This is a genomic window from Paenibacillus sp. FSL H7-0703 (genome assembly GCF_038003485.1).
Taxonomy (GTDB): Bacteria; Bacillota; Bacilli; order Paenibacillales; family Paenibacillaceae; genus Paenibacillus; species Paenibacillus polymyxa_B.
The window spans coordinates 4,427,495-4,453,892 of the sequence record NZ_JBBOPF010000001.1 but is presented as its reverse complement, the minus strand read 5'-3'; the positions used below and the strand labels follow the sequence as shown (position 1 = coordinate 4,453,892).

29 protein-coding genes and 1 riboswitch are annotated in these 26,398 nt (G+C 46.3%); of the genes, 10 read left to right on the top strand and 19 right to left on the bottom strand.

From position 1 onward, the window contains the following. Nucleotides 1-31: 31 nt before the first annotated feature. Nucleotides 32-1,222: an NAD(P)/FAD-dependent oxidoreductase gene (locus MHB46_RS19865; RefSeq protein ID WP_341163185.1), complete on the bottom strand. Its 1,191-nt coding sequence runs from the start codon at nucleotides 1,220-1,222 to the stop codon at nucleotides 32-34. A gap of 231 nt (nucleotides 1,223-1,453) precedes the next feature. Between MHB46_RS19865 and MHB46_RS19860 the strand changes: the two genes are divergently transcribed. Then, nucleotides 1,454-2,458 carry an NAD(P)/FAD-dependent oxidoreductase gene (locus MHB46_RS19860; protein WP_023990157.1) on the top strand — a complete coding sequence of 335 codons (1,005 nt, stop codon included), beginning with the start codon at nucleotides 1,454-1,456 and terminating at the stop codon, nucleotides 2,456-2,458. A gap of 160 nt (nucleotides 2,459-2,618) precedes the next feature. On the opposite strand, the gene MHB46_RS19855 is transcribed toward MHB46_RS19860, so the two are convergent. Together MHB46_RS19855 and MHB46_RS19850 are read right to left on the bottom strand one after the other, a co-directional pair. Continuing rightward, nucleotides 2,619-2,762: a sporulation histidine kinase inhibitor Sda gene (locus MHB46_RS19855; protein WP_007431918.1), complete on the bottom strand. Its 144-nt coding sequence runs from the start codon at nucleotides 2,760-2,762 to the stop codon at nucleotides 2,619-2,621. A 281-nt stretch (nucleotides 2,763-3,043) separates the two neighbouring features. Further along, nucleotides 3,044-3,700, bottom strand: a complete 657-nt coding sequence (locus MHB46_RS19850) for a YheC/YheD family protein (protein ID WP_235308433.1) — start codon at nucleotides 3,698-3,700, stop codon at nucleotides 3,044-3,046. Between the two features lie 217 nt (nucleotides 3,701-3,917). Between MHB46_RS19850 and MHB46_RS19845 the strand changes: the two genes are divergently transcribed. Then, entirely contained in the window at nucleotides 3,918-5,453 is a 1,536-nt protein-coding gene (locus tag MHB46_RS19845) for a Ppx/GppA phosphatase family protein (protein ID WP_341163184.1), read from the top strand. Here the strand turns inward: MHB46_RS19845 and ppk1 are convergent. Then, the gene (gene ppk1 / locus MHB46_RS19840) at nucleotides 5,413-7,521 is read right to left on the bottom strand and encodes a polyphosphate kinase 1 (protein ID WP_165179088.1); all 2,109 of its coding nucleotides are present in this window, start codon (nucleotides 7,519-7,521) and stop codon (nucleotides 5,413-5,415) included. The two genes, MHB46_RS19845 and ppk1, sit on opposite strands and share 41 nt — an antisense overlap. Nucleotides 7,522-7,828: 307 nt before the next feature. Between ppk1 and MHB46_RS19835 the strand changes: the two genes are divergently transcribed. From MHB46_RS19835 to MHB46_RS19825, 3 genes are all read left to right on the top strand, one after another. Then, nucleotides 7,829-8,074, top strand: coding sequence for a hypothetical protein (locus MHB46_RS19835; RefSeq protein ID WP_007431922.1), 246 nt, complete (start codon nucleotides 7,829-7,831; stop codon nucleotides 8,072-8,074). Between the two features lie 200 nt (nucleotides 8,075-8,274). Continuing rightward, the gene (locus tag MHB46_RS19830) at nucleotides 8,275-8,937 is read left to right on the top strand and encodes a futalosine hydrolase (protein WP_341163774.1); all 663 of its coding nucleotides are present in this window, start codon (nucleotides 8,275-8,277) and stop codon (nucleotides 8,935-8,937) included. Continuing rightward, nucleotides 8,938-9,795 carry a 1,4-dihydroxy-6-naphthoate synthase gene (locus tag MHB46_RS19825; protein ID WP_341163183.1) on the top strand — a complete coding sequence of 286 codons (858 nt, stop codon included), beginning with the start codon at nucleotides 8,938-8,940 and terminating at the stop codon, nucleotides 9,793-9,795. A 157-nt stretch (nucleotides 9,796-9,952) separates the two neighbouring features. On the opposite strand, the gene MHB46_RS19820 is transcribed toward MHB46_RS19825, so the two are convergent. From MHB46_RS19820 to MHB46_RS19795, 6 genes are all read right to left on the bottom strand, one after another. Further along, nucleotides 9,953-10,273 carry a hypothetical protein gene (locus MHB46_RS19820; RefSeq protein WP_014277849.1) on the bottom strand — a complete coding sequence of 107 codons (321 nt, stop codon included), beginning with the start codon at nucleotides 10,271-10,273 and terminating at the stop codon, nucleotides 9,953-9,955. Nucleotides 10,274-10,586: 313 nt separating this feature from the next. Further along, nucleotides 10,587-10,877 carry a hypothetical protein gene (locus tag MHB46_RS19815; protein ID WP_341163182.1) on the bottom strand — a complete coding sequence of 97 codons (291 nt, stop codon included), beginning with the start codon at nucleotides 10,875-10,877 and terminating at the stop codon, nucleotides 10,587-10,589. Nucleotides 10,878-10,895: 18 nt separating this feature from the next. After that, on the bottom strand, nucleotides 10,896-11,234 hold the full coding sequence (locus tag MHB46_RS19810) for a hypothetical protein (protein WP_165179084.1): 339 nt from the start codon (nucleotides 11,232-11,234) through the stop codon (nucleotides 10,896-10,898). A gap of 30 nt (nucleotides 11,235-11,264) precedes the next feature. Further along, complete coding sequence (locus tag MHB46_RS19805) at nucleotides 11,265-11,609, bottom strand: YkvA family protein (RefSeq protein ID WP_013311822.1); 345 nt, start codon at nucleotides 11,607-11,609, stop codon at nucleotides 11,265-11,267. Nucleotides 11,610-11,618: 9 nt separating this feature from the next. Then, nucleotides 11,619-12,233: a hypothetical protein gene (locus MHB46_RS19800; protein WP_341163181.1), complete on the bottom strand. Its 615-nt coding sequence runs from the start codon at nucleotides 12,231-12,233 to the stop codon at nucleotides 11,619-11,621. 84 nt (nucleotides 12,234-12,317) lie between these two features. Then, the gene (locus tag MHB46_RS19795) at nucleotides 12,318-13,247 is read right to left on the bottom strand and encodes a DMT family transporter (protein ID WP_341163180.1); all 930 of its coding nucleotides are present in this window, start codon (nucleotides 13,245-13,247) and stop codon (nucleotides 12,318-12,320) included. Between the two features lie 147 nt (nucleotides 13,248-13,394). Here MHB46_RS19795 and MHB46_RS19790 point away from each other — a divergent pair, with 147 nt between their 5' ends. After that, nucleotides 13,395-14,273 carry a LysR family transcriptional regulator gene (locus tag MHB46_RS19790; protein WP_341163179.1) on the top strand — a complete coding sequence of 293 codons (879 nt, stop codon included), beginning with the start codon at nucleotides 13,395-13,397 and terminating at the stop codon, nucleotides 14,271-14,273. Between the two features lie 146 nt (nucleotides 14,274-14,419). On the opposite strand, the gene MHB46_RS19785 is transcribed toward MHB46_RS19790, so the two are convergent. Both MHB46_RS19785 and MHB46_RS19780 read right to left on the bottom strand, forming a co-directional pair. After that, nucleotides 14,420-15,997 carry a sigma-70 family RNA polymerase sigma factor gene (locus tag MHB46_RS19785; protein WP_341163178.1) on the bottom strand — a complete coding sequence of 526 codons (1,578 nt, stop codon included), beginning with the start codon at nucleotides 15,995-15,997 and terminating at the stop codon, nucleotides 14,420-14,422. Between the two features lie 193 nt (nucleotides 15,998-16,190). Beyond that, complete coding sequence (locus MHB46_RS19780) at nucleotides 16,191-16,556, bottom strand: hypothetical protein (protein ID WP_341163177.1); 366 nt, start codon at nucleotides 16,554-16,556, stop codon at nucleotides 16,191-16,193. Nucleotides 16,557-16,770: 214 nt separating this feature from the next. Between MHB46_RS19780 and MHB46_RS19775 the strand changes: the two genes are divergently transcribed. Further along, the gene (locus tag MHB46_RS19775; RefSeq protein WP_103049988.1) at nucleotides 16,771-17,007 is read left to right on the top strand and encodes a helix-turn-helix domain-containing protein; all 237 of its coding nucleotides are present in this window, start codon (nucleotides 16,771-16,773) and stop codon (nucleotides 17,005-17,007) included. A 667-nt stretch (nucleotides 17,008-17,674) separates the two neighbouring features. Here MHB46_RS19775 and MHB46_RS19770 read toward each other — a convergent pair. Together MHB46_RS19770 and MHB46_RS19765 are read right to left on the bottom strand one after the other, a co-directional pair. After that, nucleotides 17,675-18,445, bottom strand: a complete 771-nt coding sequence (locus tag MHB46_RS19770; protein WP_341163176.1) for an S-layer homology domain-containing protein — start codon at nucleotides 18,443-18,445, stop codon at nucleotides 17,675-17,677. Nucleotides 18,446-18,682: 237 nt separating this feature from the next. Next, nucleotides 18,683-19,042 (bottom strand): HesB/IscA family protein, encoded by a 360-nt coding sequence (locus MHB46_RS19765; RefSeq protein ID WP_013311832.1) that lies wholly within the window; start codon nucleotides 19,040-19,042, stop codon nucleotides 18,683-18,685. A gap of 372 nt (nucleotides 19,043-19,414) precedes the next feature. Between MHB46_RS19765 and mqnE the strand changes: the two genes are divergently transcribed. Both mqnE and MHB46_RS19755 read left to right on the top strand, forming a co-directional pair. Next, the gene (mqnE, locus tag MHB46_RS19760; RefSeq protein WP_023990177.1) at nucleotides 19,415-20,521 is read left to right on the top strand and encodes an aminofutalosine synthase MqnE; all 1,107 of its coding nucleotides are present in this window, start codon (nucleotides 19,415-19,417) and stop codon (nucleotides 20,519-20,521) included. 204 nt (nucleotides 20,522-20,725) lie between these two features. Then, nucleotides 20,726-21,793, top strand: a complete 1,068-nt coding sequence (locus MHB46_RS19755) for an NAD(P)/FAD-dependent oxidoreductase (RefSeq protein WP_076294236.1) — start codon at nucleotides 20,726-20,728, stop codon at nucleotides 21,791-21,793. A 111-nt stretch (nucleotides 21,794-21,904) separates the two neighbouring features. On the opposite strand, the gene MHB46_RS19750 is transcribed toward MHB46_RS19755, so the two are convergent. Beyond that, entirely contained in the window at nucleotides 21,905-22,162 is a 258-nt protein-coding gene (locus MHB46_RS19750; protein ID WP_023990179.1) for a YuzB family protein, read from the bottom strand. An 87-nt stretch (nucleotides 22,163-22,249) separates the two neighbouring features. Between MHB46_RS19750 and MHB46_RS19745 the strand changes: the two genes are divergently transcribed. Beyond that, the gene (locus tag MHB46_RS19745; RefSeq protein WP_013311836.1) at nucleotides 22,250-22,495 is read left to right on the top strand and encodes a NifU family protein; all 246 of its coding nucleotides are present in this window, start codon (nucleotides 22,250-22,252) and stop codon (nucleotides 22,493-22,495) included. Nucleotides 22,496-22,587: 92 nt separating this feature from the next. Here MHB46_RS19745 and MHB46_RS19740 read toward each other — a convergent pair whose 3' ends face one another. The 4 genes from MHB46_RS19740 to MHB46_RS19725 all read right to left on the bottom strand — a co-directional run bounded on the left by MHB46_RS19740 (nucleotide 22,588) and on the right by MHB46_RS19725 (nucleotide 26,102). Then, nucleotides 22,588-23,352 (bottom strand): SDR family oxidoreductase, encoded by a 765-nt coding sequence (locus MHB46_RS19740; RefSeq protein ID WP_023990180.1) that lies wholly within the window; start codon nucleotides 23,350-23,352, stop codon nucleotides 22,588-22,590. 144 nt (nucleotides 23,353-23,496) lie between these two features. Further along, nucleotides 23,497-24,339 (bottom strand): MetQ/NlpA family ABC transporter substrate-binding protein, encoded by an 843-nt coding sequence (locus tag MHB46_RS19735; RefSeq protein ID WP_341163175.1) that lies wholly within the window; start codon nucleotides 24,337-24,339, stop codon nucleotides 23,497-23,499. Between the two features lie 75 nt (nucleotides 24,340-24,414). After that, complete coding sequence (locus MHB46_RS19730) at nucleotides 24,415-25,083, bottom strand: methionine ABC transporter permease (RefSeq protein ID WP_023990182.1); 669 nt, start codon at nucleotides 25,081-25,083, stop codon at nucleotides 24,415-24,417. Continuing rightward, nucleotides 25,080-26,102: a methionine ABC transporter ATP-binding protein gene (locus MHB46_RS19725; RefSeq protein ID WP_165148501.1), complete on the bottom strand. Its 1,023-nt coding sequence runs from the start codon at nucleotides 26,100-26,102 to the stop codon at nucleotides 25,080-25,082. Before MHB46_RS19725 ends, MHB46_RS19730 begins: the two co-directional genes overlap by 4 nt. 135 nt (nucleotides 26,103-26,237) lie before the next feature. Beyond that, nucleotides 26,238-26,377: riboswitch (SAM riboswitch) on the bottom strand. Nucleotides 26,378-26,398 lie beyond the last annotated feature (21 nt).

The window sequence follows — 26,398 nt, the reverse complement described above, 5'->3', positions numbered from 1 at the left end:
CCTGTATTGGAGTCGTGGAAACCTTTCTGCCTTAGAAAAACCGTCCCTTTTTCAGCACTAGCGGAATCCCGCCAATGATGAACAGATAGCGGATATCTACGATTTTTTTCAACTGTGCTGCGATCCAGCCTTTTATTTTACGTTTGCCCACCACGGCGACGGCTTCGCCTTTTCCAAGCGAAGCAACCGTCCCTTTGTTGGAAAATACAAACTTGTGCAATTCCTTTTTGCGAAGAGTAGCGGCCAGATTCTTGGCACAAAGGACCCCTTGCTGCATCGCAATTTGGGCAGTCGGTGGATAAGGACGTCCTTCGGGATTAAACATCAGGGAGCTGTCCCCGATAATAAAAATATCATCGTGGCCCGGTGCACGCAGAAAATCGTCAATTTTCACCCTTCCGCGCATCACTTCGAATCCGGCTTTCTCAATTAATCCGTTCCCACGAATCCCTCCCGTCCAGACCACCGTGCACGCTTCGATTTTCTCACCCTCACCAACGATTACACCATCCTGCAAGCATTCCTTAATCGGAATTCCAATGCGGAAGGTGACCCCCTTGCGCTTAAGGACATCCATCGCATATTCCACCAGCTCAGGATCGAACCCTGGCAGTGCCGTAGGAGCTGCCTCGACGTTAATGATTTGAATCCGGTTGAAATCGATGTCGTACGCTCTAGCGAGCTGTGGTAAACGATCCGCCAACTCCGCTACAAACTCAATGCCGCTGAAACCAGCGCCCCCGACTATAAAATTGAGGCGACCTGGCTTACCGTCATTTTTATACAAGGCCAGCTGGTATTCAATATGCTCACGAATCAGGCGAACCGAGTTAATACTGCGAATCGTCAGCGCGAACTTATCCATCCCCGGAATACCGAATGTTTCGGGCTCCCCGCCTAGTCCGATGACCAAATAATCGTAGGACAGCGAGCCATCCTCCAGCACGATTTTTTTCTCCTTTGGTATGATTTCCTTAACCGTTCCTTTGACTAAATCCACCTTGAACTCATCGATTAGCTGCGCAATTGGAATCCTTGAATGTTCAATCGTATCTGTACCTGCCGCAGGCATATGAAGATGTGTCGTAATATAGTGGTAATCATGACGGTTGATCAGCGTGACATCCGCCTCATTGTGCTTGAGCTCCTTTTGCAATTGCTGTGCCGTCAATATACCGCCATATCCGGCGCCCACAATGACAATTTTGGGAATACTGCTCATGCTTCTACCCCTTCCGATATACATAATTATTCAAAGCTGTTCTCTCAAAACGGTTAATTGATACTCACAGAAAAGTCTTCATCAAATATTAATCGCTTTAACTTTGCAAGCGGAACCCAGCAGTTTATAATGATAAACAGTGAATCATGCGTTCGGCGGCTATCTGAACCTCTATGCGGCTGATTCAATATCTACAAATCCCATACTATCCCTTTCGGAGGTGTTTTTAGAGTGACAGCTCAATCCACAGGTGCGGAGATCCGCGATCTGATTATTATCGGAGGCGGTCCAGCCGGTATTTTCGCCGCTTTTTACGGAGGAATGCGTCAGGCATCCGTCACCTTAATTGAAAGTATGCCCCAACTGGGCGGCCAGCTTGCAGCCCTTTATCCTGAAAAATATATTTATGACGTTGCTGGCTTTCCTAAAGTGACTGCACAAGAACTGGTTAACAATTTGGTTCAACAAATGAACCACTTTAATCCAGAGGTGCAGCTAGAAGAGAAAGTCGTATCGTTAGAGAAAAAGGAAGAACGCCACTTCATCGTAAAAACAGACAAAGGTGGCGAGTATCATGGTAAAGCGGTTATTATTACCGCTGGCGTTGGTGCTTTCGAGCCGCGCAGACTGGAGCTTCCAGGTGCCGAGCGTTTTGAAAAAACGAACCTGCATTACTTTGTCAGCGACCTGAGCAAATTTGCAGGCCGAAAAGTGCTAATCAGTGGTGGTGGTGACTCTGCTGTAGACTGGGCACTTATGCTAGAACCGATTGCAGAACAGGTTACATTGATTCACCGCCGTGACAAATTCCGTGCGCATGAACACAGTGTCGAAAACCTCCTTGCTTCCAAAGTAAACGTTATTACACCAACGGAAATTACAGAATTGCATGGAGAAGACACGATTACAAAAGTCACTCTTGCTCATGTAAAAACCAAAGAAACACAGGAAATCGAAGTGGACGATGTGATCGTTAACTTTGGATTTGTATCCACACTTGGCCCGATTGCTGAATGGGGAATTGAAATCGAAAGTAATTCCATCGTGGTCGATTCTCGCCAGGAAACCAATATTCCCGGCATTTTCGCCGCAGGGGATATTACAACCTATCCAGGCAAGCTCAAGCTGATTGCGGTCGGCTTTGGTGAAGCTCCTACGGCAGTCAACAACGCCAAGGTCTATGTAGATCCAGATGCCAAGTTGTCTCCCGGCCACAGCAGTAACATGAAATTGTAGTCTAGTTTAGACTATGACAAAAAAGGGTATTTCACTCCAAATTTGAATCTTTGGAGTGAAATACCCTTTTTTACGGTGTGCCTATTCGTTGCAGTGATTGTCTGTAAAGTCATTCGAACCCTGAATGACTTTACAGTCGCAGTACGAGAGCTTGTCCGGTCTAATGAAGGACTACGGCTGTATTCATCTCTAGATTTCTTTTGTGAATCTCAGCCAGCAACAGTGCAATGAAGTCACATTCAAGTTTAAGCTCGATTGCCATCTGATAGGAATCCAAAAGCATTTCATCCGTCAGCATAGCCATCCTCGACACAACCTTTCCTTTTATTTCAAAATCTATTCTATCAAAATACCAAAATCGGAACAAGCGTTCTGTTATCCACAGTCAATTGTGGAAATCCTGTGTATAAATTGTTGGTAAGTGTCGTTAACCCATATATGTGACAGGGGATAATGTGGACAATATTTATACACAGAATTTTGACGCTCGAACACAAAAAAAATATTTTTATTATTTATACAAATATATTATATTTAGCGTCTTGTTAATAGATTAAATTGGAATTTTATTGAAGAAAACAGAAATTATTGAGGTCTTGTATTAACCTCTAAAATCCATACCCGTCCATTCTGATCAAGCCCGTAATCAAATCCCAGTTGTCCGATCCCGGGAAATCTCCTTTCCAGTACAGGAATACAGCGTTGTGTAAGTTCAATGATCTCTCGCCGCTTTTGAATAGCAAGCCGCCGGGGATATATCATCCGAAGTGCCTCTGTTCCCTTCAGCAAAGTGCCCCCCTTGCACAGATTCGTAATGACCAGCCCAGGCCGAGCATGACGTGCAACCACCGCACGAAAATCCCATCTCTGCCCTTCCTTCACAACTTTGACTCGATAGTCGACAGGTCTACCTTGAATACTTGCCAGTTGGATGCCTTGTTGAATGAGATATGGACGTTGGATTCGGAGCTTATGGATTCCGATTACAAGCGCTCTAAAATGACTGAACCGGTGCGTGTGCTCCATACGCGTACAGGTGTATCCCCTACGCTCCTTTGCCACACGCATGACTCCGACTCCTCCGCCTCCTTTCACTGGTTTTATAAATACAAAAGCATGCCGCCGCAGCATCATGCGCAATTGTTCTTCACTATATAGACAGGTTTCCGGTATATAAACGGCGGTATGTGGATGGTGGAGCAGCGCCTTCGTCTTTAGCCATTTGCTTGCAAGTTGTCTCATCTAACCCTCTCCTTTCGCCGTCAGTTATACTTATACATACTCAACAGGAATGTTCTATTCTTGGATGATTGTCCGCGGCATGTGCCTATTTCGACAAGATCATGGCGAACGGTAGCATGCACCGAACATCACTGGTACAATGACAATAATCTACTACCATTTGCACGGAGCAACGGAAATTACCGGCAAATCGTTTTTTCAACAAGGAGGTCAACTCATGAATAGCAAAATTGGCATCATGGACATTGGCTCAAACTCCATACGTCTGGTGATCTATGAAATGACAGAGACAGGAGCCTATCGAATTGTGCAGGAATGCAAAGAAGCTGCCCGACTGAGCGAAAAGGTTGGGGCCAACGGCCGTATGGAACGGGAGGCGATTCGAAGCATCGCTCCATTGCTGCGCCAATTTATGGCGGTATGCCATATGCACGGGGTGGTCCGTATGCGTGCAGCAGCAACAGCAGCCATCCGCAATGCCACGAATTCGGACGAAATCGTCCAATGGATCGCGGAGGAGACAAATTTAACACTGGAAATACTGAGCGGGGAGCAAGAAGGCTATGCCGGTTTTCTGGGCGTAGTGAACACTATGAATGTGAGTGACGGAATCATTATTGACATCGGGGGTGGCAGTACCGAAATTACGCTGTTCCGCGATCGAGAGCGGCTGCATACGGTGTCATTTCCTTTTGGCGCCGTCAATATGAATTGGCGCTTTGGACGTGAGGTTAAGAATGGCGAATGGTCTCCTCAGCAGATTGAGGAAATGGAGAGCTTTGTCCGTTCTTCACTGCAAAATCATGATTGGATCTTCTCCAATCCGGGTCTGCCATTCATCGGGCTGGGCGGAACCCTGCGTACTTTGGCTAAAATCAATCAGAAGCGGCAGGATTACTCACTTCCTGTGACGCACCATTACGAAATGACGATAGAAGATGTCGATTACTTCTATGGCAGTCTGCCCCATCTTCCCTATGAAAAACGCAAAAAAACAGCCGGCCTGTCCAAGGACAGAGCCGACATCATTGTACCGGGTCTTATTATATTGAAAACGATATTTGAAGCTGCTCAAGGCTCCGCGTATTTGGTCAGTGGAGCGGGGCTGCGAGACGGCCTATTTCATGAGCTGGTCAACGCTGAACAGCCCGTGGTAGCTAATCCGCTTATCACATCCATTCGCAATATCCTTTCGTTTGCTGTCCCGGTTAGCGAAGCGCATGTCAAGCGGGTTAACGAGTACGCCGTCCGTCTTTATGACACATTAGCTAACGGAACCTCAGCTGCTATGGACAAGCGCTTGTTACTGACCGCAGCAACTCTTTACAAGACGGGGGCTGCCTTGAATTATTATCATTTCCGCCAGAATTCCGTGTTCTGGATTTTACATGCAGGCATTGGCGGTTTATCCCATAGGGAAACGGTACTAGCCGCGTTGATCGCGGATTACCATCCCAAGAACCGGACTCCCCGTTTGCTACGCACACATGCCGATATTTTGGAGCCTTCCGACGAGGAACGTGTACATCGGCTCGGCTCGCTGCTCCAGCTCGCGATTGGCATGGATCGGAGTGAGTCGGGAATGATTACCAGCATCAATCCCACTACAGGGGATGACGCACTGCATCTTCGTCTGGAAAGCAAGAGTGAACCCATATTAGAACAACGGGAGCTAGAATCGGTGGCCAAGGATTTTCAAAAGGCGTGGAACCTTACATTGTCGTGGTCCATTCTACCTTCTTCCAATTTCTAACCTTCATCGCTTCAGATTGGCTCCTGATAGGAGCCTCTTTGTCGTTTCTGGATACAAATTGATAGCTGCCGTTAGGCAAAAGCTGGCGCGCCTTCACATTATCCCTTAACGATAAATGCAGAATATCTGCCAGCATTTCTTTGATCCCGTCATCATAAATCGGGCACATCAGTTCAATTCGGCGGGTCAAATTGCGCGTCATCCAATCTGCACTGGACAGAAATAACTCGGACTTGCCTCCATTTTCAAAATAAAACAATCTGGAATGCTCCAGGAAGCGGTCTACAATACTGATGACACGTATGTTCTCGCTGAATCCTTCCACACCGGGACGCAAACAACAAACCCCTCTAATGATAAGATCAATCTTCACACCTGCCTGGGAAGCTGCATATAGTTCATCGATCATCTCTTGATTGGATAAGGAGTTGATCTTGGCAATAATCCGGGCGGGCTTACCTGCCAATGCTTGCTCAGCTTCCCTACGGATGAGTTCAAACAGCTTGTTCTTCATCCCCGTTGGAGCCACCGTAAAAGCTTGCAAAGTCTTGAGCGCAGAGAATCCCGTGATTTCATTAAACAGTTCGGAGGCATCCTCGCCAAGTACCGGATCTGACGTAAACAATCCGATATCCGTATACACGCGCGCCGTGCTTTCATTATAATTGCCTGTGCCTACGTGCACATATCGTTTGAGTGCGTTGCGCTCATGACGTATGACAAGAATGATTTTGGCGTGCGTCTTCAAGCCAACCAACCCATACACTACATGACAGCCTGCTTTTTCAAGCTTACGCGCCCAGGCAATATTACGTTCCTCGTCAAAACGGGCTTTCAGCTCTACCACCACCGTTACCTGCTTGCCCGATTCGGCCGCACGTGCCAATGCCGGAATCAACTTCGATTCCCCGTTGACACGGTACAGGGTCATTTTGATTGCCATCACATCCGGGTCTTCTGATGCCTCAATGATAAAATCAGTTACCGCATCGAATGATTCATATGGATGGTACACGAGCACGTCCCGTTTGCGAAGTACGTTGAAAATATCCTCTTGTGGGGGCAGTTCTTCCGGATACAGTGGTTTGATTGCCGGAAATTTCAAATGCGAATACCCCTCCAAATGATCGGCAAAAGACGACAAAAATGTCAGATCCAACGGCCCGTCCATCTCAAACACATGATCGAACAGCTTGAATTCGCGTTGAAGCTCCATCAAGGCATAGGGATGAATCCCTTTTTCTACTTCCAGTCTAACCGGCGCCCCCCGGCGTCTTCGACGCAGCTCTTTTTCAATCTCTTCGAGCAAATCTTCGATCTCTTCTTCATTAATGGATAAATCGGAGTTACGCGTAACACGAAAGGCATGAACCGCCTCCGGAACATATCCGGTGAACAGCGTTTGGATGTGATGCTTGATTAGTTCCTCAATTAAAATAAATGATTTCTTCTTGCTGTTCGACCGCAAAGGCACCGTAACAACACGTGGAATATTCGAAGGCACCTGCACAATGGCAAAAAGCGGTTTATCCTCCTCCGTATCCCCGGGACGTCTCAAGACGACCGCTAAATATACGTATTTATTGTGAACGAGTGGAAAAGGACGGCTCTGATCGACCGCCATCGGCGTGAGTACCGGAAATATAATTTCATGAAAATATGCATCCAGCGACTTGCGCTGTGTTGTATTTAAGTCTTCATATTCGAGCAGTAAAAGACCTTTTTTCGTCAAGAGGCGAGAAATATCACGATAGGTCCGGTATTGTTCCGATACCATCGAGGCGGTACGCTTGATCAGCCGTTTGTACAAACCGGAGGGGGTATATCCCGTAAAATCCTTTTGCATAAAACCCGCCTTGATCTTCTCGCGCGTCTCTGCAACACGAACAGCCATAAACTCATCCAAATTGCTAGATACAATCGCCAAAAATTTGGCTCTCTCCAGCAACGGTGTATCTGCATCCTGAGCTTCCTGAAGCACACGGCGATTAAATTCAATCCAGCTTAAATCTCGGTTAAAGTAACGTTCTGACCCGGCTTTATCCTTATTCTGACTCTCTATCAACATATGGCCTCCATCAATTCATGCAGTATAGTTACCCTTTATTGTACTATTAGATGAAACGCGCTAGCATCACAGAAGTGTAAACGCAATGTAAAATGTGTGTAAACACAAACTGGATGTTTGAAAAGGTCATTCGGATGCTTTACAAAAATAGCATTAAGCGGTACAGTGTTTACGTCTGTTTCATAGAGTAGATTGACGAACCGTTCCTTTTTCAGTTGTTTATGTTCATTATGATGTGTAGTAACCACTTAGAAGCCACGTTCAATTGCTGATTTTCAAATGGCATGATATAGGGAGGATTTACGTTATGGAACCCAAGAAAACGCCACGCGTACTGCAAAAAAACATCGAATTTTTCACCGCGGCGCTGTCTCAACACCTCGTTTCGGTCTGGCAAGAGGACCCTACAGGTGTGTACTGTGAGATTGGCTGTGGATATATCGAGTTATTCAGTAGCGAGATGATTCGGGTGCGCAATCAAGATGGAACCCCAAGCCATTATGACCGCAATATCACCATGTTTCAGTTAATCACGAAGGATCAGCCGATATAATTATTATATGCTATGCCTGCGCTGTTCTTCCAGATTAGAATTGTTTTATATTACAATTACCGATTTTGATATCTGCTGAATCTTGCAGATTTTCCAAAAAGCGCCTCAGAGCGCTTTTTTTGTCGACTTTTTTTGAACATCGTTTCGAAAAGCAGTATGATAAGGGAGCATATTACCTAAATTTAAAGGGGAATCAACCGATGGAGCATACAACATCAGATGGGCGCATCCTGGTTATGACCGCGGTTGAAGCCGAACGGGAAGCTGTACTGCGGGGCCTGAAAGGCGATACCCGTTTTGTGGTCGAGCTGGCTGGCGTGGGCGCACCGTCCGCAGCGGCTTCAACCGCGCTAGCATTGGCGACAGCTGGTGACTACCGTCTGGTCATCAGCGCCGGAATTGGTGGCGGCTTCGTGGAGGTCGCTGCACTGGAGAGCGTCGTTGTTGCTGACGCGATCATTGCCGCCGACCTGGGAGCAGAAACGGCAGAGGGCTTCAGCAGCGTGGACGAGCTGGGTTTCGGCTCAAGCCGAATTGCCGTGAACGTTGCCACCGCGCAGCGATTCGTTCAGGCGTTGCGTGCCGCTGGACAGACGGCTGTCGCGGGGCCGATCCTGACCGTTTCCACAGCCACCGGTACGGCGGCAACAGAGGAACGGCTGGCCAAACGCGTTCCCGGAGCTGCTGCCGAAGCGATGGAAGGCTACGGCGTAGCCGTGGCGGCAAATAGACTGGAACTGCCGACGATGGAAATCCGCACGATTTCCAATGCTGTCGGTCCACGTGACCGTGCAGCCTGGCGGGTCAAAGAGGCTTTGCAAGCGTTGGAAGCCGCATTTTCTACATTAACGGAGGTTATATAGATGCAAATTGCTTTTTCGCCTTGTCCCAACGACACTTTTGTCTTCCATGCCCTGGCGCATGGATTGATTCCGGACGCACCCGCGCTGGACATTACATTTGCCGATATCGACATCACCAACAATCTGGCGATCACACCAGACGGACTGGATATCATGAAAATTTCGTATGCTGCACTCCCTTGGGTGCTGGATGAATACGCCCTGCTGCCTTGCGGAGGCGCACTGGGCCGGGGGTGTGGTCCGCTCGTGCTGACCAAGGAAGGTTCCGGCGTCGAAGGTCCGGAAGCCCTGTCCGGCAAGCGTGTAGCCGTTCCGAGTGAACGTTCCACTGCCTATCTGCTGTTCCGCCTGTGGGCAGCCAAGCATGTGCCTGGGGGTGTCGGCGAGATCGTCGTGATGCCGTTCGACCAAATCATGCCTGCTGTCCGTGACGGGGAGATAGATGCCGGGCTGGTCATTCATGAAGCACGGTTCACGTATCCGTCCTACGGACTTAGTAAGCAAGTCGATCTGGGGAACTGGTGGGAAGAAGATACAGGGCTGCCGATCCCGCTCGGAGCCATTATTGCCCGCCGTACGCTGGATTTGGATGCGATCACAAACTGGATACGTGCCTCTGTCGAATACGCTTGGAAGCATCCAGAAGCTTCGCGTGAATATGTATTGTCTCATGCGCAGGAGCTTTCACCCGATGTCGCCCAATCGCATATCGACCTATATGTTAACGATTTTACCGCCAATCTGGGCGACAACGGATATGCCGCCATAGAAGCTTTGCTCGGTCGCGCAGCGCAGGAAGGGCTGGTACCTTCGTTTGATTTAGCCCAACTGCGCCCTACTTCCACAACAACACGTTAAAAGGAACAGACATGCCATGCATGTTTTCCTGCTGAATAGATTAGTTTAAACATATAAAACCTCCCGAACGAGCACATGGCCTAGCCATGCGCCCCATTCGGGAGGTTTTATCATTTCATATGGCGAATCCACATTCGGACTCGCTTGATCCTTATTCTTAGTTCTGTTCCTGCTCCACAACCTCGGTCTTAAATACGTTATCCAATTTGGTACCCAATCTTTTGACCAGTGGTACCTTGATATCCCGGCTCAGCTCCTTGAAAAAAGCGTCCATGTCACAATTAATCTTATCCAACACGACCTTTACGGTGCCCTCTGCCAAGATCTGCTCATTCAGATCCTCCGGTACGGTAACCGAGATATCATACTTCTTGCTTAACGTTTTAATGTAGCGGGTAAAGATTTCGATAAGCTCCTCATTGTTGAACTTCTCAACTGCAACTTGCCCTTTGTTGGTAAATTTCAAATTCACTCTCACGTTAGCATTTCCCCTTTTCCTTTTGACCATTTATTTTGGATAAACGTTGAACCTTTCAGAGGCTCTTCAAAGAAAGGGCCTTACCGGTCGTTTTAGACTCTTGTCCTTTGATATACTAAGTATAACACATTAAGGCCGTTTTCATTTCCCAACTTGTCGTTTTATGATAAAAAATGATACAATTTGCGCATTTTCAGCATAAATTCTTTCTTTTCATGCCAATCATTAGAAATAGTTTATACACAAATACACAAAAAAACGCCTATCTCGCAGAAGAAAGACGTTTCCGTGTAGATGCTTAAGTGGTATGCATTTACAGAGGTTTCGTACATTCCCAACCGTGTGAACGATACTCACGCACAGCGTCTCGTATATCCTCAATATCATCAGAATGCAGCAAAATGGCAGGTAGAATTACCCAATACTCATTCTCCGCTAGATCAATAAATACGTCCTCGACATCATAATATTGCATATCGCCAAATGCCATATCCCTGATTTTCTGTCCAACCAAAGGTGTAAACTGGGAATCAAATGTTTTCATTACCTTCGTATATTCCTTCACGCCCGTTGCCGAGATCTGCTGTGAAATAATGACGCTCAATGATGTTACCTCCCTGACCTAATAATGCTCATTATACCCTTCTCTCAGACCTTCTACAAAACCTTGTGCAAAATCTTGTGCAAAAAAAATCATAAAAATTAATAGTCCAATACCAATAGCTACGGAGCTGATTACGATAATGAAGATACCCTGCGTGTCTCTTTGTTCCATCTTTTTAGTCAAAATTCCGAAAACAAGACCTATGATCCCCAACAAGCCTCCAACGACAAAAAAACTAAATACGAACCCCAAACCTGCAAAAATCCAGCCAAATAGAGCGAGCACCCAGCCCTGCGGCTGTGGCTCACTCTGTTTCATCTGCCAGCGTTCCCTCGCTGTAGGTGTATATCTGTCCATTCCTTAGCTCCCCCGCTCCACTTGCATTCCTTAAGACAAAAATTCGCTCGCCTTCTCCCGATGGACAGGCTTGATATGCATGTCCAACACTTTCAAAGCTGCTAGCACAACCCCCGCATCATCTGTAAAACCCAACATCGGAATAACATCTGATATAGCATCTAGTGGAGAAATAAAATACGCTAAGGCTCCGAATGCTACCCCTTTGGCATAAAGAGGCGTTTCAGGATCTATCGCACAATAGTACATAGCCACCGCATCCTTCACAAAGGGAACTTTTCCAGCCGTGGACTTCACCTTGTTGAAAAATCCCTTTTTCACCTGTTCTTCCTGTTTTGGATCATACTTGGCTTTGGTTACGTCAAAATCCTTCATAGGTTCCTCCTATTGCTGACCGGTGAGTTTGAAAGTGCCACCTTCCCGCTTACCAAGCGGATAATTTTGAACCGTCATTTCCACTTTCGTGTTCTTATCCCATACCGGAAGCTTGTCAGATGTACCGTACCCTTTCATAGCTATGTTTATGACTTCCTCCGCCTTCTTCGTCAATGCAGCAGAGGACATATTATATTTACCATAACCTTGATAAGCACCGCCAAAACTGAGATTAGGTTGATTGTTCACATTCAGTAGCACACCCTTCAACGTGCCATCTTCTGTTACATCAAAAGTCACTTTTTCCAATACAAAATCATCGGTGACGACAGATGTCTGCTCTAACATATGCGTTATGGCTGACAGGTTTGCTGTTAATCTAACTCGTTCCAGTAGCGCCGCTGTATCGTTTTGTTGCTTCGTTAATGCTTGTGTTGTCTTATTTAGTGAAGCGTTCGCACTAGTTAAAGTATTTACCTTCGTATTCAGATTATAATTCCATACCCCCAAGGCTATACATCCTAGTACGGCTACTCCTGAAATGACTGTTGCTACAACTGCGAGCTTACGAACAGAATGTGGTTGCGGCTCCACAGACTGAGTATGACTGCTTAATTCTCCCATACCAAACTTCCTCTCTACTTATATAGTCATATTTTACTATCCCCCTCTCTGATAATCTAGTATATTTTTCCTAATTGCATATTACTATGCATTTGTACAGGAATTCGTTTCATCAGTCTTTGAGCTTCGGTTCTTTCGTTTTCCGGGAGATGCTGTATTTACCAGATACACACTGCCTGCAATCAGCACCAGCCCCACAACAAACGTCAAAGTAAGTGATTCCTTGAGCATTACCATACTAAAGACCGTGGACAACACCGGTACCATAAACGTATATGAGCCGACGGTTCCTGCATCTCCGTTATCGATCAGTTTAAAATAAATCATCCAGCCCATCGCAATCACGAATATCGAAATAAACAATAAAATCGCGATAAAGGAGGTCGTCCAGTGAATATCGCTCCATTTCTCGGTCGTAAATCCAATCCCATTGAGTATGATTCCCCCAAAAATGAGCTGCATCGTCACCGCCCAAATGGAGTCCAATTGATTGCTTTTTTTCTTCATATAAATCGTTCCGAGCGCCCAGCACAGTCCTGAAGCTAGCCCCAACACAATGCCCAGTACCGACAAATGACCTGCCATCCCACCAGAGCTAATCACAATCACCCCGCCAAAACCCAGTACCAGTCCAATGACCTTCAGGGGAAACATGCGCTCCCCCAACCACATCCAGGAGAATAATCCCAACAGGATCGGCTGAAGGAATACTAAAGTGGAAAATAACCCAGCAGGCAAATAACGCAGCCCTACCGTCTGCAAGCCATAGTAGCCTGCAATATTAAATATGGCCAGCACAAGATAAGTCCACCCATTCTGTCTAAGGCGCAAGGTTTCCCGGCGACGCATAGCGAACAACAGTAGAATCACACCACCCAGTAGGGTACGGAGTCCTGAAAAAAATATCGGCGGGGTATCTGGCAAAGCCAGCTTGGTCAACGGCCAGTTGATCCCCCATACCATCAATAATATCAAGACAAGCCACAGCGTAGCTTTAGGTGTTAATTTTTTCATAGATGTCTTCTCTCCCTTAGATTTATCGCTCATTGCTTTACGTCTACAATCTGAATAGCCGTTTGCAAAGTTTTGCTTTACTAGCGTATACTGTGGTCACTAATAAATAAAATGAATATTTTCAATAAGGGAGATAACTTTTCACTTATGACCATTACTCAAATTATGATCTTCGTTCGCGTAGCTGAAACACTAAACTTCACCCAAACTGCCCATGAGCTGCATATGACGCAGCCCGCGGTCAGCCATGCCATCGCCAGCATCGAAAACGAGCTGGATGTCCAGCTATTGCTGCGCGACCGAAAAAAAGGAGTGCTGCTGACCGATATCGGGCACAAGGTACTGCTGGAATTCCGTATGATGCTGCAAAGCATGGAAAAGGTACAGCAGCAGGTGGCTGCTGAAAAAGGTCTAGACGTTGGCACGATCACGATCGGTGCCTTTCCTTCTGCCTCAGCCTATTTTCTGCCCCCGATTATTCATCATATTCGTCAGCATTATCCGAACCTTGTTTTCGATCTACATGAAGGCTCCACGAATGAAGTCAAGGAGTGGGTGCATACCAGAGAAATCGAGGCGGGTATTATCCTGTTGCCAGACCCTCAGGTAGATGTCATCCCTTTATGTCAGGATGACATGGTTATTCTCCTGCCAGACGGTCACCCTCTACAATCGCACAACAAAATCGCCATTCGAGACTTGAATGAGCAGGATATGATCTTTTGTAAAGGTGGACATGAGGTCGCCATTATGGAAGGTTTTGAACGCGAGCAAAGTCAGTTGCAGGCACAGTTCATTACTCATAATATCAGCACCTTGGTTAGCATGGTTCGACAGGGACTAGGTATGGGTATTGTCTCTTCACTTGCCTTGTCCACGTTCCCTCATAATCTGACCGTTAAGGAAACTTCGCCTCTGATCACACGTCAAATCGGTATAGCTGTACCGTCCCTGCACAATGCTTCACTTGCTGTACAGTTATTTGTGCGGACCGCGCAGGAGCTGTTTACGGATGTGAAGCAATAGAAGCATTGGTAACGAGATTTTGGCAGGTGTATAATGTTTCCTAAATACTTTTCTTGTCTTAATATGGTGTACTTAAAAAACAAATAGGAGTTTTCCATAAACGGAAAACTCCTTCGCACGTTAAGCTATTTACTGCTACAGCTTGTTCAATGTCGGACCACCAATTCTCCGGCTACATCATCCCAGCGCCAAGAAACTTCATGTCCATGGAGATGCAGCCCCCCAAACCACTCATCGATCCCTTGAACTGCAATGCGGTCCGCTGATCCATTCAGTACCTCTTTACCCAACTCTGTCAGAATTACCTTTCGGTTCAGAAAATCCGGAATTTGTCTGAAATCCAAGCCGACCTCATCCCCGTCAATGATCAGCAAAGGATGTTCGCCTTGCGCCAAAGCACGAATAAATTTCCAGTATTCGAGATCACCCATGCCGAGCACATGCAGGACGTCAGTTACCTGACGAAATAATTCCAGGGGCGTATTCACTCCATTATGAACGGCCTGAAGCGTGGTCTGTTCCACAATGCCAAGACCATTCTGCTCCGAGGGCAGCCGCTTGAGGTGCGCTGTGAAAGCTTCATAGGCAAAAGGCAGGCCGGATGCTGCCAATTCTGCCTTCTTGTCTTCCAGCAGATTAGCCATTTGAGTAGGATCAGGAGAAGCATACGCCTGCCAAAGCTTGCTTCCGAGTTCCATTTCTTGCCGCCCAATAGTCCGCCAAGTACCGGATAATGTCTGAAGCTGTGCCGGAGTGAGCTGTCCCAGACCATGAAACCGTTCGATTCCCGGAAACTCCCCAATACAGAGCAGGCTCAGCTTCGTGCGGCCCAGTTTCTGTCTTTTGAACCAGTGGAGCAGATAGGCGAGCATGCTCTGATCAAACAGGTCATGCTCAAACCACAATACGACTTCATCATACTTGATAAATTCACGAAGTTTCTGCTCTTGTTCCTCACATGCCGTAATATATTCGCTGGTCGGAATACCCATCGTTTCCTCCAGAATCCGGGCCCGCAGTGCCCGTTCTTCAGCCCCCGCTGGATTTGCAAATATCGGTCCTGCCGGATATACCTCTCTCCATACAAGCACGTCACCTTGTACAACACCCTGCTTCAACATCTCACCTACAACATCACCGTTAACAATATGTAGCATGTTTTGCCCTCCCTCATACAAATGATTGAACACGGAGACGAGGTCGGCCACCGGGAGTGTACCTTTCAACTTTCGGCGGGCATCGTGCAGCCGCTTCTTAAGCGTCGGGACCGGAGTGCCCAGATAATCGGAAATTTCCTGAAGAGAGTAGCCGTAAAAATAAAACAGCCGCAGAGGCACGCGCAGCTTGGCAGACAGTGCCTTCACCGATTGTTGCAGAACTTGGCTCTCTTCTCTACGCTCCGCAATTTCTGCCAGACCCGGTACTCCTCCCGATACCTGCACAGCCTCATCCAGAGGAAGCATCGAATGATGCTTGCGCCGCAGCGTCCGCTGGCACTGTCTTACGACAATGGTCTTGAACCAGCCTGGAAAAGCTGCCGGGTTCTGTAGCTTCTCCAGATTCTGATAAGCCTCTATGAACGCATCCTGCACGGCATCTTCCGCGAGATGGACATCCTTCAGCATGTCATAGGACACCGCATAGGCCATCCCGCGAAAATGCAGCATTAGCTGCCCGAACGCTTCTTCATCCCCTTGCCGTGCCTTTTCAACCCACTCCCTCATACGTCCCTAGCCTCTTTTCTTTCGTGTTCTTATTCTTAAGTGCCAGCTCAGTGGGGGAAGGTTACAAATCATGTTGATGGAAAAATTAAATTACTGATAAAGAACGTCACTGAACACAGCAACCATATTAACAGATTCTTTCTCAAAAGAAGCATAATATAGTTACAGGCTGTTGGTTTTCAACAGAAATATATCATCCTTTATTTTTCACGAGGTTAAGCTCAATATGACTTCGACCATGTAGCCATAGCAGTTCATCCAGTAAAAACCCCAATCCATCCTTACTACGCAAACGCTCGATCAGTTCTGTAACGACTTCCATAATCTCACGCTGTACATTGTTCGCTAGTTGGAGGCCCCCACTTTCCCCATCCACATAAAGATGTGGATGATCCGGTTGATCTACCTTTCGTACATGCCGCAGACACAATATCCCATGTTCAAGATAAAAGAAATAGCTACGATCATACAGAATTCCCTCAAATAATTCATACATATGAGGATCATCATCAGGTCCATATACCATGGCAACTCTATTCAATTCAACCGATTCCGTCATAAATAATTTCTCTCCTTCTGGATTGATTAATTTTTTTGTCAAATAAAGAACAAAAATTATGTATATATGTATTTAATGTACGACTTCTTATACATATAATACACTTTCACATGTACATTTTCAACACTTATCGAATAAAATGTACGCATTATTGTAATTTAGGTTTGACTTCTCTAAGATTTAAGTACATATAATAAGTTGAGGGGGATTGCTCATGGGATTGAAACCAAGTTATAAACCAATGGAAATCACTCTAATTAAACGAGATAAAACACGAACTTACCTTCGCACTCAATTAGGAATATCACCATCCACTTTGGCGAAAATGTCTAATGGGGAATTTGTAGCTATGAGTGTCATTGCACGCATTTGTGAGGAATTAGACTGTAGAATTGAAGAGGTTGTAGAGTTTATAGAGGAGCAACCATTAGATACAGAAAAAGAGCGCTAGCCTTTTTGAAGAGGATAGCGCTCTTCCTTTTTTATTAACTATATTTTCCTATTGTTATCTACCCGCTGCATAAGGAACCGATCAATTAGTTCAATTTTTTGCTATATAGTAAGAAATGTACACGAAAAACGGAGTAGACGGAATGGTGCTGTACAAGCGAAGCGGTCGCTTTTGTCCCCGGATTTCTACCCTAACATAATCTTTATTCAAGAAATCCGGGGGCGGTGGCGATGGGAAGCACCATCCGTCTGCGGAGTGGCACTAAAGTAACTTTTAAGTTCCATTTATATATTCGATCTTTTGATAGGTTGCTCCATTGCTTTATAAGTCATGCCAGAGTAATCACTTATAATAAAATGGAGAGTGATACAATGCACTTTATAAAATCGATGTACACAAAACAAAACATAAATACCTCAGTACTCTTTTTTGCATGTTTAGTTCTATATAGTGTTTTTTCTGAGATTGAAATTAAACCCGTAGCACTCTTACTTTTTACAGTTGTATTTGCCTTTTTTAATGCCCTGAGTAAATTTGTCCAATCCACACGTAGTGATAATGATCATTAAACACATTCAAAAAGGCCTCCTTAGCAATATAGTACGCGACTATACCGCTATAGAGGCCTTCATTTATAGTTGGATCTTTTCTTGCTTTCGTCTGATCATCACTTCGATTGCTTTGTGGCTTCGTACAAACGCTGTAAAATGGTAACCGCTTCAGCCCGTGTGACTAGCGCTTTGGGGTGAAGGTATCCATCATTGGCGGTAAGGACGCCCATATTAGTCAGGGTGTAGAATGCTTCTGCCTTTTGAGTTTGGGAATCTTCATAAAAGGGCTCCTCTTGAGTCGTGTCGATGTATATTACTGGATAGCTGAACGAGTAATTGTCATTGTAATTCGCCTGACGAATTTTTATATCCTTATACTGCGCAGCTGCAGAGATTACTTCCTTGATCTCAGGATGAAGAGTCTGATTCGTATAATCCGTCCGAACGGAAGCAATCATCATCACATCCCAGCGGGTCAGCGGTTTGTCGGGATTGATATAGAATTGATAGTTTGGATATTTGCCTCCTACTCTTTCAGTGAAGCCCCAAACATAATCCCCATTGAATAATGCTGCAAAATCTTTATTCGCCCAGTGCTTACGCGCATCAACAAATTCTGAAGCTTTTCCAGACGAATGATTGATCTCTGGAAAAAGCTTGTGAAACATATTTACAAATTCCGCTTTCGTTATGGTTTTGCCTGGCTTGAAGGTGCCATCCGCATAGCCCTTGACAACACCTTTGTCGACCATCGAACGAATAGATTCAGCAGCCCACTCATATTTTGTCCCGTTCACATCAGTAAACGTATTTGCCGCGAATGCGGATTGACTAAAAAACAGTGCCACCGCAACCAACAGGGTGATAAGCCATTTCTTTCTTAACATCTCTTTCCACTTCCTTTAGGTAAAATTTATGTAGAACATAGTTCTCCAAACTCCATGTTATATCGGTATTTCAAAAGCAAATGATGATATTAGACAGAAGAAACAACACAAAAACGACCTCCGCAACGAGTAAAATCCCGTTACAAAGGCCGTTATCCGCAACCTAAACACATGTTTTAGGGAACCATCCTGACATTTAGGCTTCTATAATTCAGACCACTACTCGAAAAACCTTAATTAACAAGGCTCTTCGTTCGGTTTCCCGGCATCCGTAGCCGTACGGAAGCTTGAACCACAGCCGCATGTAGCTACGGCATTCGGGTTATGAATCGTGAAGCCGCCTGACATTCCAGACTCTTCAAAGTCGATTTCCAGACCGTCCAGGTAGCGGATGCTTTCCTTTTCCACTACAATCTTCATATCCTGTACGTTCATATATATATCCTGATCCGTCTCGTTGTCGTCAAAGCCCATTGCATACGAAAATCCGGTGCAACCGCCCGGCGTAACACCCAGACGCAAAAACATATTCGGCGTTTCCTGCTGCTCCAGCATATCCTTCAAACGCTCAGCAGCGGAATCGGTGATGTTAATCATAGCTCCATCCTCCTCTTTTACTTCATGTTCTCCTTCAGTATACTCCACTATTTGCAGGTGCTCAAGTCATGGAATGTCCTTCCCTTACAGGCTTAAAGACCTGTTTTTCTATTCGTTTGTATTGAACACCAGTGGTGTGAGGTTTATAATAGGTGAAGAGTGTGTAAAAGAAACTGTCGGAAATTTGTCATTTCAAAGGCGATATTTTGAGATATTCATCATTGTAGCCTGGCATTGTAACATTTTTCACATATCGTATATCCGCGCTGCCGGATTCTTACCGACGGAACGGGACATCCTGTGCGCACTTAGCGCTTGTGCCGCTGATTTGGCGGACAGCCTCGCACAGAGCAACTTGAAGGAGGAATAGGCATGTCCACATTAGTTACACCTTTTACAGACCGCAGAATGGCGGAAATTGTAGAAAAGGTACAGAACGGTATTCGTTTGAACCTTGAAGACGGTATATATTTGTATGAAACTGACGATATCCTCACACTGGGTCAGTTGGCTAACGAAGCTAATTTACGCAAGAACGGAAAAAAGGTTTATTTTATCGAAAACATGAGCCTGTACTTCACCAATGTATGCGAAGCGCGCTGCGCGTTCTGCAATTTCCGCAAGGATCAGGGGGAGGACGGCTCTTATACGTTGTCCGGGCAGGAAATGATTGATTATGTAGAGCAACACATCCATCCGGGGGTAAGAGAATTTCATATCGTCGGTGGTCATAATAATCATGTGCCTTTCCAATACTATGTAGACTCATTGAAGGCACTAAATGAAAAGTATCCCCACGTTACACTGAAAGCTTACACAGCAGCGGAAATTGACTTTTTCACACGCATAAGCGGTTTGAGTATTAAAGAAGTGCTTCAGGAGCTGCAAAAGGCTGGACTTCAATCCCTGACTGGTGGTGGCGCGGAAATCTTGTCCGACGAATATCGGAAGAAGATGCGTGTTACGAAAGCCAACGTGGACCGCTATCTCGAAGTACATCGCACGGCCCACAATCTCGGCATGAAAACTCATACGACTATGCTGTACGGTTCGGTCGAATCGTATCAGGATCGTATTGAACATATGCTGCAAATTCGTGAATTGCAGGACGAAACGAACGGATTTATGGTATTTATTCCATTGTCCATGCAGCCGAAAAGCAAAAACGCCAACATCATGCGCCGTAACTCCGCTTACGAGGATCTCAAAACCATTGCGATCAGCCGCCTGATGCTGGACAATATCGACCATGTCAAAGCTTACTTCATTAATATTGGCCCGCAATTGACGCAGGTCGCTCTCACCTTTGGCGCATCAGACGTCCATGGCACGATTGTGCGTGAGCAAATCAGCCATGCCGCAGGTGCGTTGACCCCTGCCGGATTGACCCGTAAAGAGCTGATCTGGCTGGTCAAAGGTGCCGGACGCATACCTGTAGAACGGGACACCTTCTATAACGAAATCGAAGTTTTCGAATAAAGGTAATATCGGATTCAGATTTCCCGCGAGCATTTCATCCCCATTACTCACACCATGCAGCATCATGCTGCCTCGGAATACGCTGGTCTGCCTGCCAAAGGCAGGCCCGATTCTCGGGTTTTATAACAACAAAAACTTGTGTTAGATCGATAAGACACCAGACCATTTGCCGGGGACACGGTAGCGAAAGGAAGGCGGATTTTGATGAAAAATTTCGTTATTCTGGGGGGCGGCTATGGCGGCCTTACCATTGCCAAAGAATTGCTGGATAAACACATTCCCGACGATGTTCAAGTTATTTTAGTGGATCGAATGCCCTTTCAGGGATTGAAAACAGAGTATTATGCCCTCGCGGCTGGTACGGTTTCTGATTTTGATTTGCGGGTGCATTTTCCAGATGAGCAACGTCTTATTCGCAAATATGGCGAGGTCACCTCAATGGATCTGGAGAATAAAATGGTCCATTTTCAAGACGGTGAACCCTTGCCCTATGACCAGCTCGTCATTGCGTTGGGTTGTACCGACCGCTTTCACAATACACCGGGGGCTGAAGAACACAGCTGTACGATCCAGTCGTTTAACCATACTCGCCAAACCTACCTGCGCTTAAACGAAATCAAACCATATGGACATGTCCATATTGTAGGCGGCGGTCTTAGCGGTGTTGAGATTGCTGCGGAGTTACGTGAAAGCCGCACGGATTTGAATATTACCATTATGGATCGGGGCGAGCGGGTGCTGTCGGCATTCCCGCAACGTTTGTCTGCCTATGTACATGCTTGGTTCAAGGAGCATCAGGTTAATGCCCTGAATCATGTTGCGGTTTCCCGTATTGAGCCGGGGGCTATTTATAACCGTGACGAGCAAATTGTAACGGATGCAGTGGTATGGACAGCGGGGATTCAGCCGGTAAAAATTGTGCAGGATTTAGCCGTCCCTAAAGACCCTCAGGGCCGCATCGTGCTCAACGAATATTATCAAATACCGGATCATCCTGAGGTGTATGTGGTCGGAGACTGTGCGAGCCTTCCCTACTCTCCAAGCGCTCAAGCAGCAGAAGTGCAAGGGGAGCAAATCGCACACATTGTACGCGACCTGTGGAAAGGCCAAACGCCTCACCCGCATCCTTTAAAGCTGCGCGGTACATTAGGCGCACTTGGCAAGAAGGCCGGGTTCGGCTATGGCTTTATGGGCAGTACCTCATTGCGCGGACGAGTACCACGCCTGCTTAAAAGCGGTGTGCTCTGGAAGTCCAAACGCCATTTTGGCTGATCACATGCTAAACAAACAAAGAAGGCCCGCTCCCAGAGCAGGTCTTCTTTGTTTCTTGAGTGTTTGCATCATGTATATTCTCTACAAAAAGGAGCTGGCTAACAAATCCTTTCAATCCAAATCTAGGTTATCCCATGCTTCAGCTTCCTTAATTTTGTTCATAATCACTTCGTACAGAAGCTCTGCTGAATCTGCAGATACAATCTCGCCGTTGACCATCGCATAGGGTTCGGCGTTGCACTGACCGCAATTGCTTAGGCAGCCGTATTCAATCACATCATAATCTGGATTCTGTTCCAGCTTGGACATGATCTCATCGGTACCCCAATGCATATTACTGGTGCAAAACTCAATAATAGGTCTTAACATTTTTTCACCTGCTTTGGATGACGGGCATTTTAATTTGGCCCGCTTTGTAATATAATAATAAAGGTATAGGAAAGGAGTTGAATTCTAATGAGCGAAACACAAAGCGTTCAAATGTATGATGAAGTAGCTGATGTACTGGATAAGCTCCGTCCGTTCCTGCAACGCGATGGTGGCGACGTTGAGCTGGTTGACGTTGAAGACGGCATCGTTAAGCTGAAGCTGGTAGGCGCTTGCGGCAGTTGCCCAAGTTCCACAATCACGCTGAAAGCAGGGATTGAACGTGCTCTTCTCGAAGAAGTCGACGGCGTCCAAGAAGTGGTACAAGTATTCTAATGCTTGATGCATAATGATCATGAGAGTCTTGACTTCGGTAACGAAGCTCAAGACTCTTTTTTGTGTTACAGCGTCTGAGGGATCACTCAAGCTTATATGGTTGGCCGAATGGGGTCCAATCCTCCCGATACATCCATAATATTACCTGTTATAAAATCCGAATGCTCCTCACACAAATAGGCGATCACTCGCGCAATGTCCTCTCCGCTCCCCGGACGTCCACGCGGTGTCTCTTTATCCTGCATGCCGATGACATCGGCGATTGACATTTCCTTATTTGCTCCTCGGATATCCCCTGGACAGATCATATTGACCGTAATGCCATAAGGAGCTTCCTCCACAGCCAGTGACTTCGTAAAAGACACCAGCCCCACCTTGGCGGCTGCGTAGACGGCGCGATGCGGCCAAGCCCTTGCTTCTCCAGCATGACCAAAGCCAAAATGAATAATACGTCCCCAATGCTGGCTACGCATGTGGGGCAATACCAAATGATCCAGCAACATGGTACCGACCAGATTCCCTTGTATCATGGCATGAATCTCAGCTACACTGTAATCCGCAAACAGACGGCGTTCCCGGATGAACGGTCCGGCATTGTTCACCATAATATCGACTCCGCCCAGCCGATCCTGTACTTCGCCAATCAGCCTCGTAATATCTTCCTGAACAGAGATATCCCCTTGTAAAGACAAGCAGCGTACTCCCTTAGACTCAATCACCCGCTTAAGCGCTTCAGCTTCTGCTTGGCTATGCACATAATTCAGTGCAATATTACAGCCTTCATCCGCCAGACGCAGAGCGGTCGTTTTACCTAAACCTTTGGCACTGCCCGTTATGAATGCGACTTTATCTCTCAACAATTTTCCTCCTGTTCACAGAGAACGGTCACCCCCAAGTATAAAATATTTAAGCTTCCCCTACAACTCCATTCAAAAAGAAACCCCCAGTCCTCTTGTTCAAGAGAATCTGGGGGTTGCGTGCAATGCGTTCTTGTTCCCTACTTAAAATGCCGGGATAATTGCGCCTTGGTATTTATCTTCGATGAATTTTTTAGTTTCTGGAGATTGCAAAGCTTTGATCAACTTCTGAATCGCTTCGGAATCTTTATTATCAGGACGTGCTACCAGAACGTTAGCATAAGGAGAATCTTTATCTTCCAGTGCCAGTGCATCCTTCGTTGGATTCAACTTCGCTTCCAGAGCGTAGTTCGTGTTGATCAACGCAATATCCACTTCAGGCAACTGACGTGGCAGCATAGCCGCCTCAAGCTCCTTGAATTTCAGGTTTTTCTTATTTTCAGTAATATCTTTTACCGTAGCTTCAATGTTGCTTGCGTCTTTCAGCTTGATCAGACCTTGTTTCTCCAACAAGAGCAATGCGCGGCCTCCGTTTGTCGCATCGTTCGGAATGGCTACAGTTGCGCCATCTGGGATTTCATCAAGCTTTTTATATTTTTGGGAGTAGATACCGAATGGCTCCAAATGAACTGCGCCCACAGAAACCAAATTCATTTTGCGCTCTTTGTTCATCACATCCAAGTAAGGTACATGTTGATAGAAGTTAGCATCCAGCTGCTTGTCAAATAATTGAACGTTCGGTTGTACATAGTCGTTAAACTGAACGACTTGGAGGCGAACCCCTTCTTTTTCCAACTGAGGCTTGATTGCTTCCAAAATTTCCGCATGTGGCACAGGAGAAGCTCCAACTTTCAGCTCCACTTCACGTGGTGATCCGCCTGTATTTTCGTTCGCATTGTTTGTATCCGATGTTGTGCTCTTTGTACCACAAGCAGCCAGCACCGCAATTAATGTCAAGCTTAATACAGCCAATACCCATTTCTTCATGTTATTACCCCTCCAATAAGTTTGTAATATTCAGGAGCAGACGTCCTGATCAATAAGGATATCTATATGTTTTCCCTATTTTCGAGTATAATGCCGCACGAGGCGATCTCCCGCCATTTGCAGCAATTGTACCAATACAACCATCAGCACGACCGCAACGATCATTACAGCCGTTTCATAACGATAATAGCCGTAGTTGATAGCCAGTGTACCTAGTCCACCGCCCCCGATCATCCCGGACATTGCCGTGTAGGATACGAGCGTAACGACGGTAATGGTTAATGCGGCGAGCAGACCCGGAAGTGCCTCACGTAACAGCACACGCCGGATAATTTGTCCTGTCGAGGCACCCATCGCTTGTGCGGCTTCAATGACGCCCTTGTCCACTTCACGCAGAGACGTTTCGACAAGACGTGCGAAGAATGGGGCAGCCCCGATAACCAATGGTGGGATGGTTCCCAGCACCCCGGTCGAGGTACCTACCAGCGATCGTGTAAAAGGAATAAGTGCAACGATCAAAATGATAAAGGGTACGGAACGTAAAATGTTAACGATGAATGATAATACAATGTATATCACCTTCATCAGAGTCAACGAGGAGCGGCTCGCCAGAAACAATAATATGCCGAGCGGCAAACCAATGATGAGGGTGAACAATGCGGATGCCCCAAGCATCTGAAGGGTTTCCAGCGTAGAATTCCCTAGCTCATCCCAACTCACTTGTGAAAAATCAAGTTCGCTCATTGTCCGATCACCTCCACATCAAGTCCTTGCCCAGACACTTCGCGCAGCGTATGCTCTATATCCTCATGGTTTCCTTCAAAACGAACGATTAGCTGTCCATAGGGTACATTTTTAATGGTAGATATGGTTCCCTGCAAGATCGCAAAATCAACACCAGTGCTTCGAGCCGTACGCGACAGAATCGCATCATATGTTTTGCTGCCCAAGAAGGAGATACGCACCACCTGCGCCGACTCGCCGCCACCTGCTGCCGCAATCGCTGCTTGCAACTCCTCGGGATGCTCTGACTCCCGCTGGATAAAGTCCTTGGTTACCTGGTGCTGCGGCTTCAAAAATACTTCCGCCACCGGACCTTGCTCCACGATGTCACCCTGATGAATGACGCCAACTTTATCACAAATGCTTTGGATGACATGCATTTCATGTGTAATGAGCACGATAGTCAAATTAAAGCGCTGATTAATATCCAGCAGCAATTTCAGGATAGACCCCGTCGTCTGCGGATCAAGCGCAGAAGTCGCTTCGTCACACAGTAATACATGAGGATCACTAGCCAGCGCCCGTGCAATTCCTACCCGCTGTTTCTGCCCACCTGAGAGCTGTGACGGATATTTTCCACTGTGTTCTTCCAGACCCACCAGTTCCAGCAGTTCACGGACCTTCTTGTCCAACTTCTGCTTGGGCGTGTTTACCAGCCGCAACGGAAATGCAATATTGTCATATACCGTCGCCGAAGACAACAAATTAAAATGCTGAAAAATCATTCCGATTTTTCGGCGCTGCATTTGTAACTGGGATTGACTCACAGTAGTGAGGTTTACCCCGTCTACCCATACTTCACCTGAAGTAGGGCGTTCCAATAAATTAATACAGCGAATCAATGTACTTTTCCCCGCCCCGGAGTGACCAATCACTCCGAATATTTCTCCACGCTTTATAGAAAGATTCAACCCAGACAGCGCATTAACGCGTCGGTTGCCTTTGCCATAATGCTTGGTTAACTGCTTAAGCTCTATCAACGTGCTGCGACCCCCTTCACTTCTTCCTTACCCTTTTAACAGTTCTTATCTCTCAGGATTGCATAAAATGGCTATTTATTCATACAAAAAAGAGCCCCTTTCACAGAATGAAAAGGGCCCCACCTTGCGATCCTTTTCTCATCTGCCAAAATCGCTATAACTCTAGCGGTTTTGTAGGAATTAGCACCATCATGTTCCCTCCCAGTGTATTACACCGGGAAAGAACGGGTTGCCGGGCTTCATCGGGCCAGTCCCTCCACCTCTCTGGATAAGAAAAATATGTTAAACTCCAGCTT

What these genes read in the sequence shown, in the direction of transcription:
- MHB46_RS19835 (WP_007431922.1), top strand. Translation starts at nt 7,829, where the DNA reads ATGGAACCCAAGAAAACGCCACGCGTACTGCAAAAAAACATCGAATTT.
- MHB46_RS19865 (WP_341163185.1), bottom strand. Translation starts at nt 1,222, where the DNA reads ATGAGCAGTATTCCCAAAATTGTCATTGTGGGCGCCGGATATGGCGGT.
- MHB46_RS19830 (WP_341163774.1), top strand. Translation starts at nt 8,275, where the DNA reads ATGGAGCATACAACATCAGATGGGCGCATCCTGGTTATGACCGCGGTT.
- ppk1 (WP_165179088.1), bottom strand. Translation starts at nt 7,521, where the DNA reads ATGTTGATAGAGAGTCAGAATAAGGATAAAGCCGGGTCAGAACGTTAC.
- MHB46_RS19745 (WP_013311836.1), top strand. Translation starts at nt 22,250, where the DNA reads ATGAGCGAAACACAAAGCGTTCAAATGTATGATGAAGTAGCTGATGTA.
- MHB46_RS19845 (WP_341163184.1), top strand. Translation starts at nt 3,918, where the DNA reads ATGAATAGCAAAATTGGCATCATGGACATTGGCTCAAACTCCATACGT.
- MHB46_RS19790 (WP_341163179.1), top strand. Translation starts at nt 13,395, where the DNA reads ATGACCATTACTCAAATTATGATCTTCGTTCGCGTAGCTGAAACACTA.
- MHB46_RS19825 (WP_341163183.1), top strand. Translation starts at nt 8,938, where the DNA reads ATGCAAATTGCTTTTTCGCCTTGTCCCAACGACACTTTTGTCTTCCAT.
- MHB46_RS19775 (WP_103049988.1), top strand. Translation starts at nt 16,771, where the DNA reads ATGGGATTGAAACCAAGTTATAAACCAATGGAAATCACTCTAATTAAA.
- MHB46_RS19850 (WP_235308433.1), bottom strand. Translation starts at nt 3,700, where the DNA reads ATGAGACAACTTGCAAGCAAATGGCTAAAGACGAAGGCGCTGCTCCAC.
- MHB46_RS19755 (WP_076294236.1), top strand. Translation starts at nt 20,726, where the DNA reads ATGAAAAATTTCGTTATTCTGGGGGGCGGCTATGGCGGCCTTACCATT.
- MHB46_RS19750 (WP_023990179.1), bottom strand. Translation starts at nt 22,162, where the DNA reads ATGTTAAGACCTATTATTGAGTTTTGCACCAGTAATATGCATTGGGGT.
- MHB46_RS19780 (WP_341163177.1), bottom strand. Translation starts at nt 16,556, where the DNA reads ATGACGGAATCGGTTGAATTGAATAGAGTTGCCATGGTATATGGACCT.
- mqnE (WP_023990177.1), top strand. Translation starts at nt 19,415, where the DNA reads ATGTCCACATTAGTTACACCTTTTACAGACCGCAGAATGGCGGAAATT.
- MHB46_RS19735 (WP_341163175.1), bottom strand. Translation starts at nt 24,339, where the DNA reads ATGAAGAAATGGGTATTGGCTGTATTAAGCTTGACATTAATTGCGGTG.
- MHB46_RS19770 (WP_341163176.1), bottom strand. Translation starts at nt 18,445, where the DNA reads ATGTTAAGAAAGAAATGGCTTATCACCCTGTTGGTTGCGGTGGCACTG.
- MHB46_RS19785 (WP_341163178.1), bottom strand. Translation starts at nt 15,997, where the DNA reads ATGAGGGAGTGGGTTGAAAAGGCACGGCAAGGGGATGAAGAAGCGTTC.
- MHB46_RS19765 (WP_013311832.1), bottom strand. Translation starts at nt 19,042, where the DNA reads ATGATTAACATCACCGATTCCGCTGCTGAGCGTTTGAAGGATATGCTG.
- MHB46_RS19855 (WP_007431918.1), bottom strand. Translation starts at nt 2,762, where the DNA reads ATGGCTATGCTGACGGATGAAATGCTTTTGGATTCCTATCAGATGGCA.
- MHB46_RS19800 (WP_341163181.1), bottom strand. Translation starts at nt 12,233, where the DNA reads ATGGGAGAATTAAGCAGTCATACTCAGTCTGTGGAGCCGCAACCACAT.
- MHB46_RS19795 (WP_341163180.1), bottom strand. Translation starts at nt 13,247, where the DNA reads ATGAAAAAATTAACACCTAAAGCTACGCTGTGGCTTGTCTTGATATTA.
- MHB46_RS19810 (WP_165179084.1), bottom strand. Translation starts at nt 11,234, where the DNA reads ATGGACAGATATACACCTACAGCGAGGGAACGCTGGCAGATGAAACAG.
- MHB46_RS19730 (WP_023990182.1), bottom strand. Translation starts at nt 25,083, where the DNA reads ATGAGCGAACTTGATTTTTCACAAGTGAGTTGGGATGAGCTAGGGAAT.
- MHB46_RS19805 (WP_013311822.1), bottom strand. Translation starts at nt 11,609, where the DNA reads ATGAAGGATTTTGACGTAACCAAAGCCAAGTATGATCCAAAACAGGAA.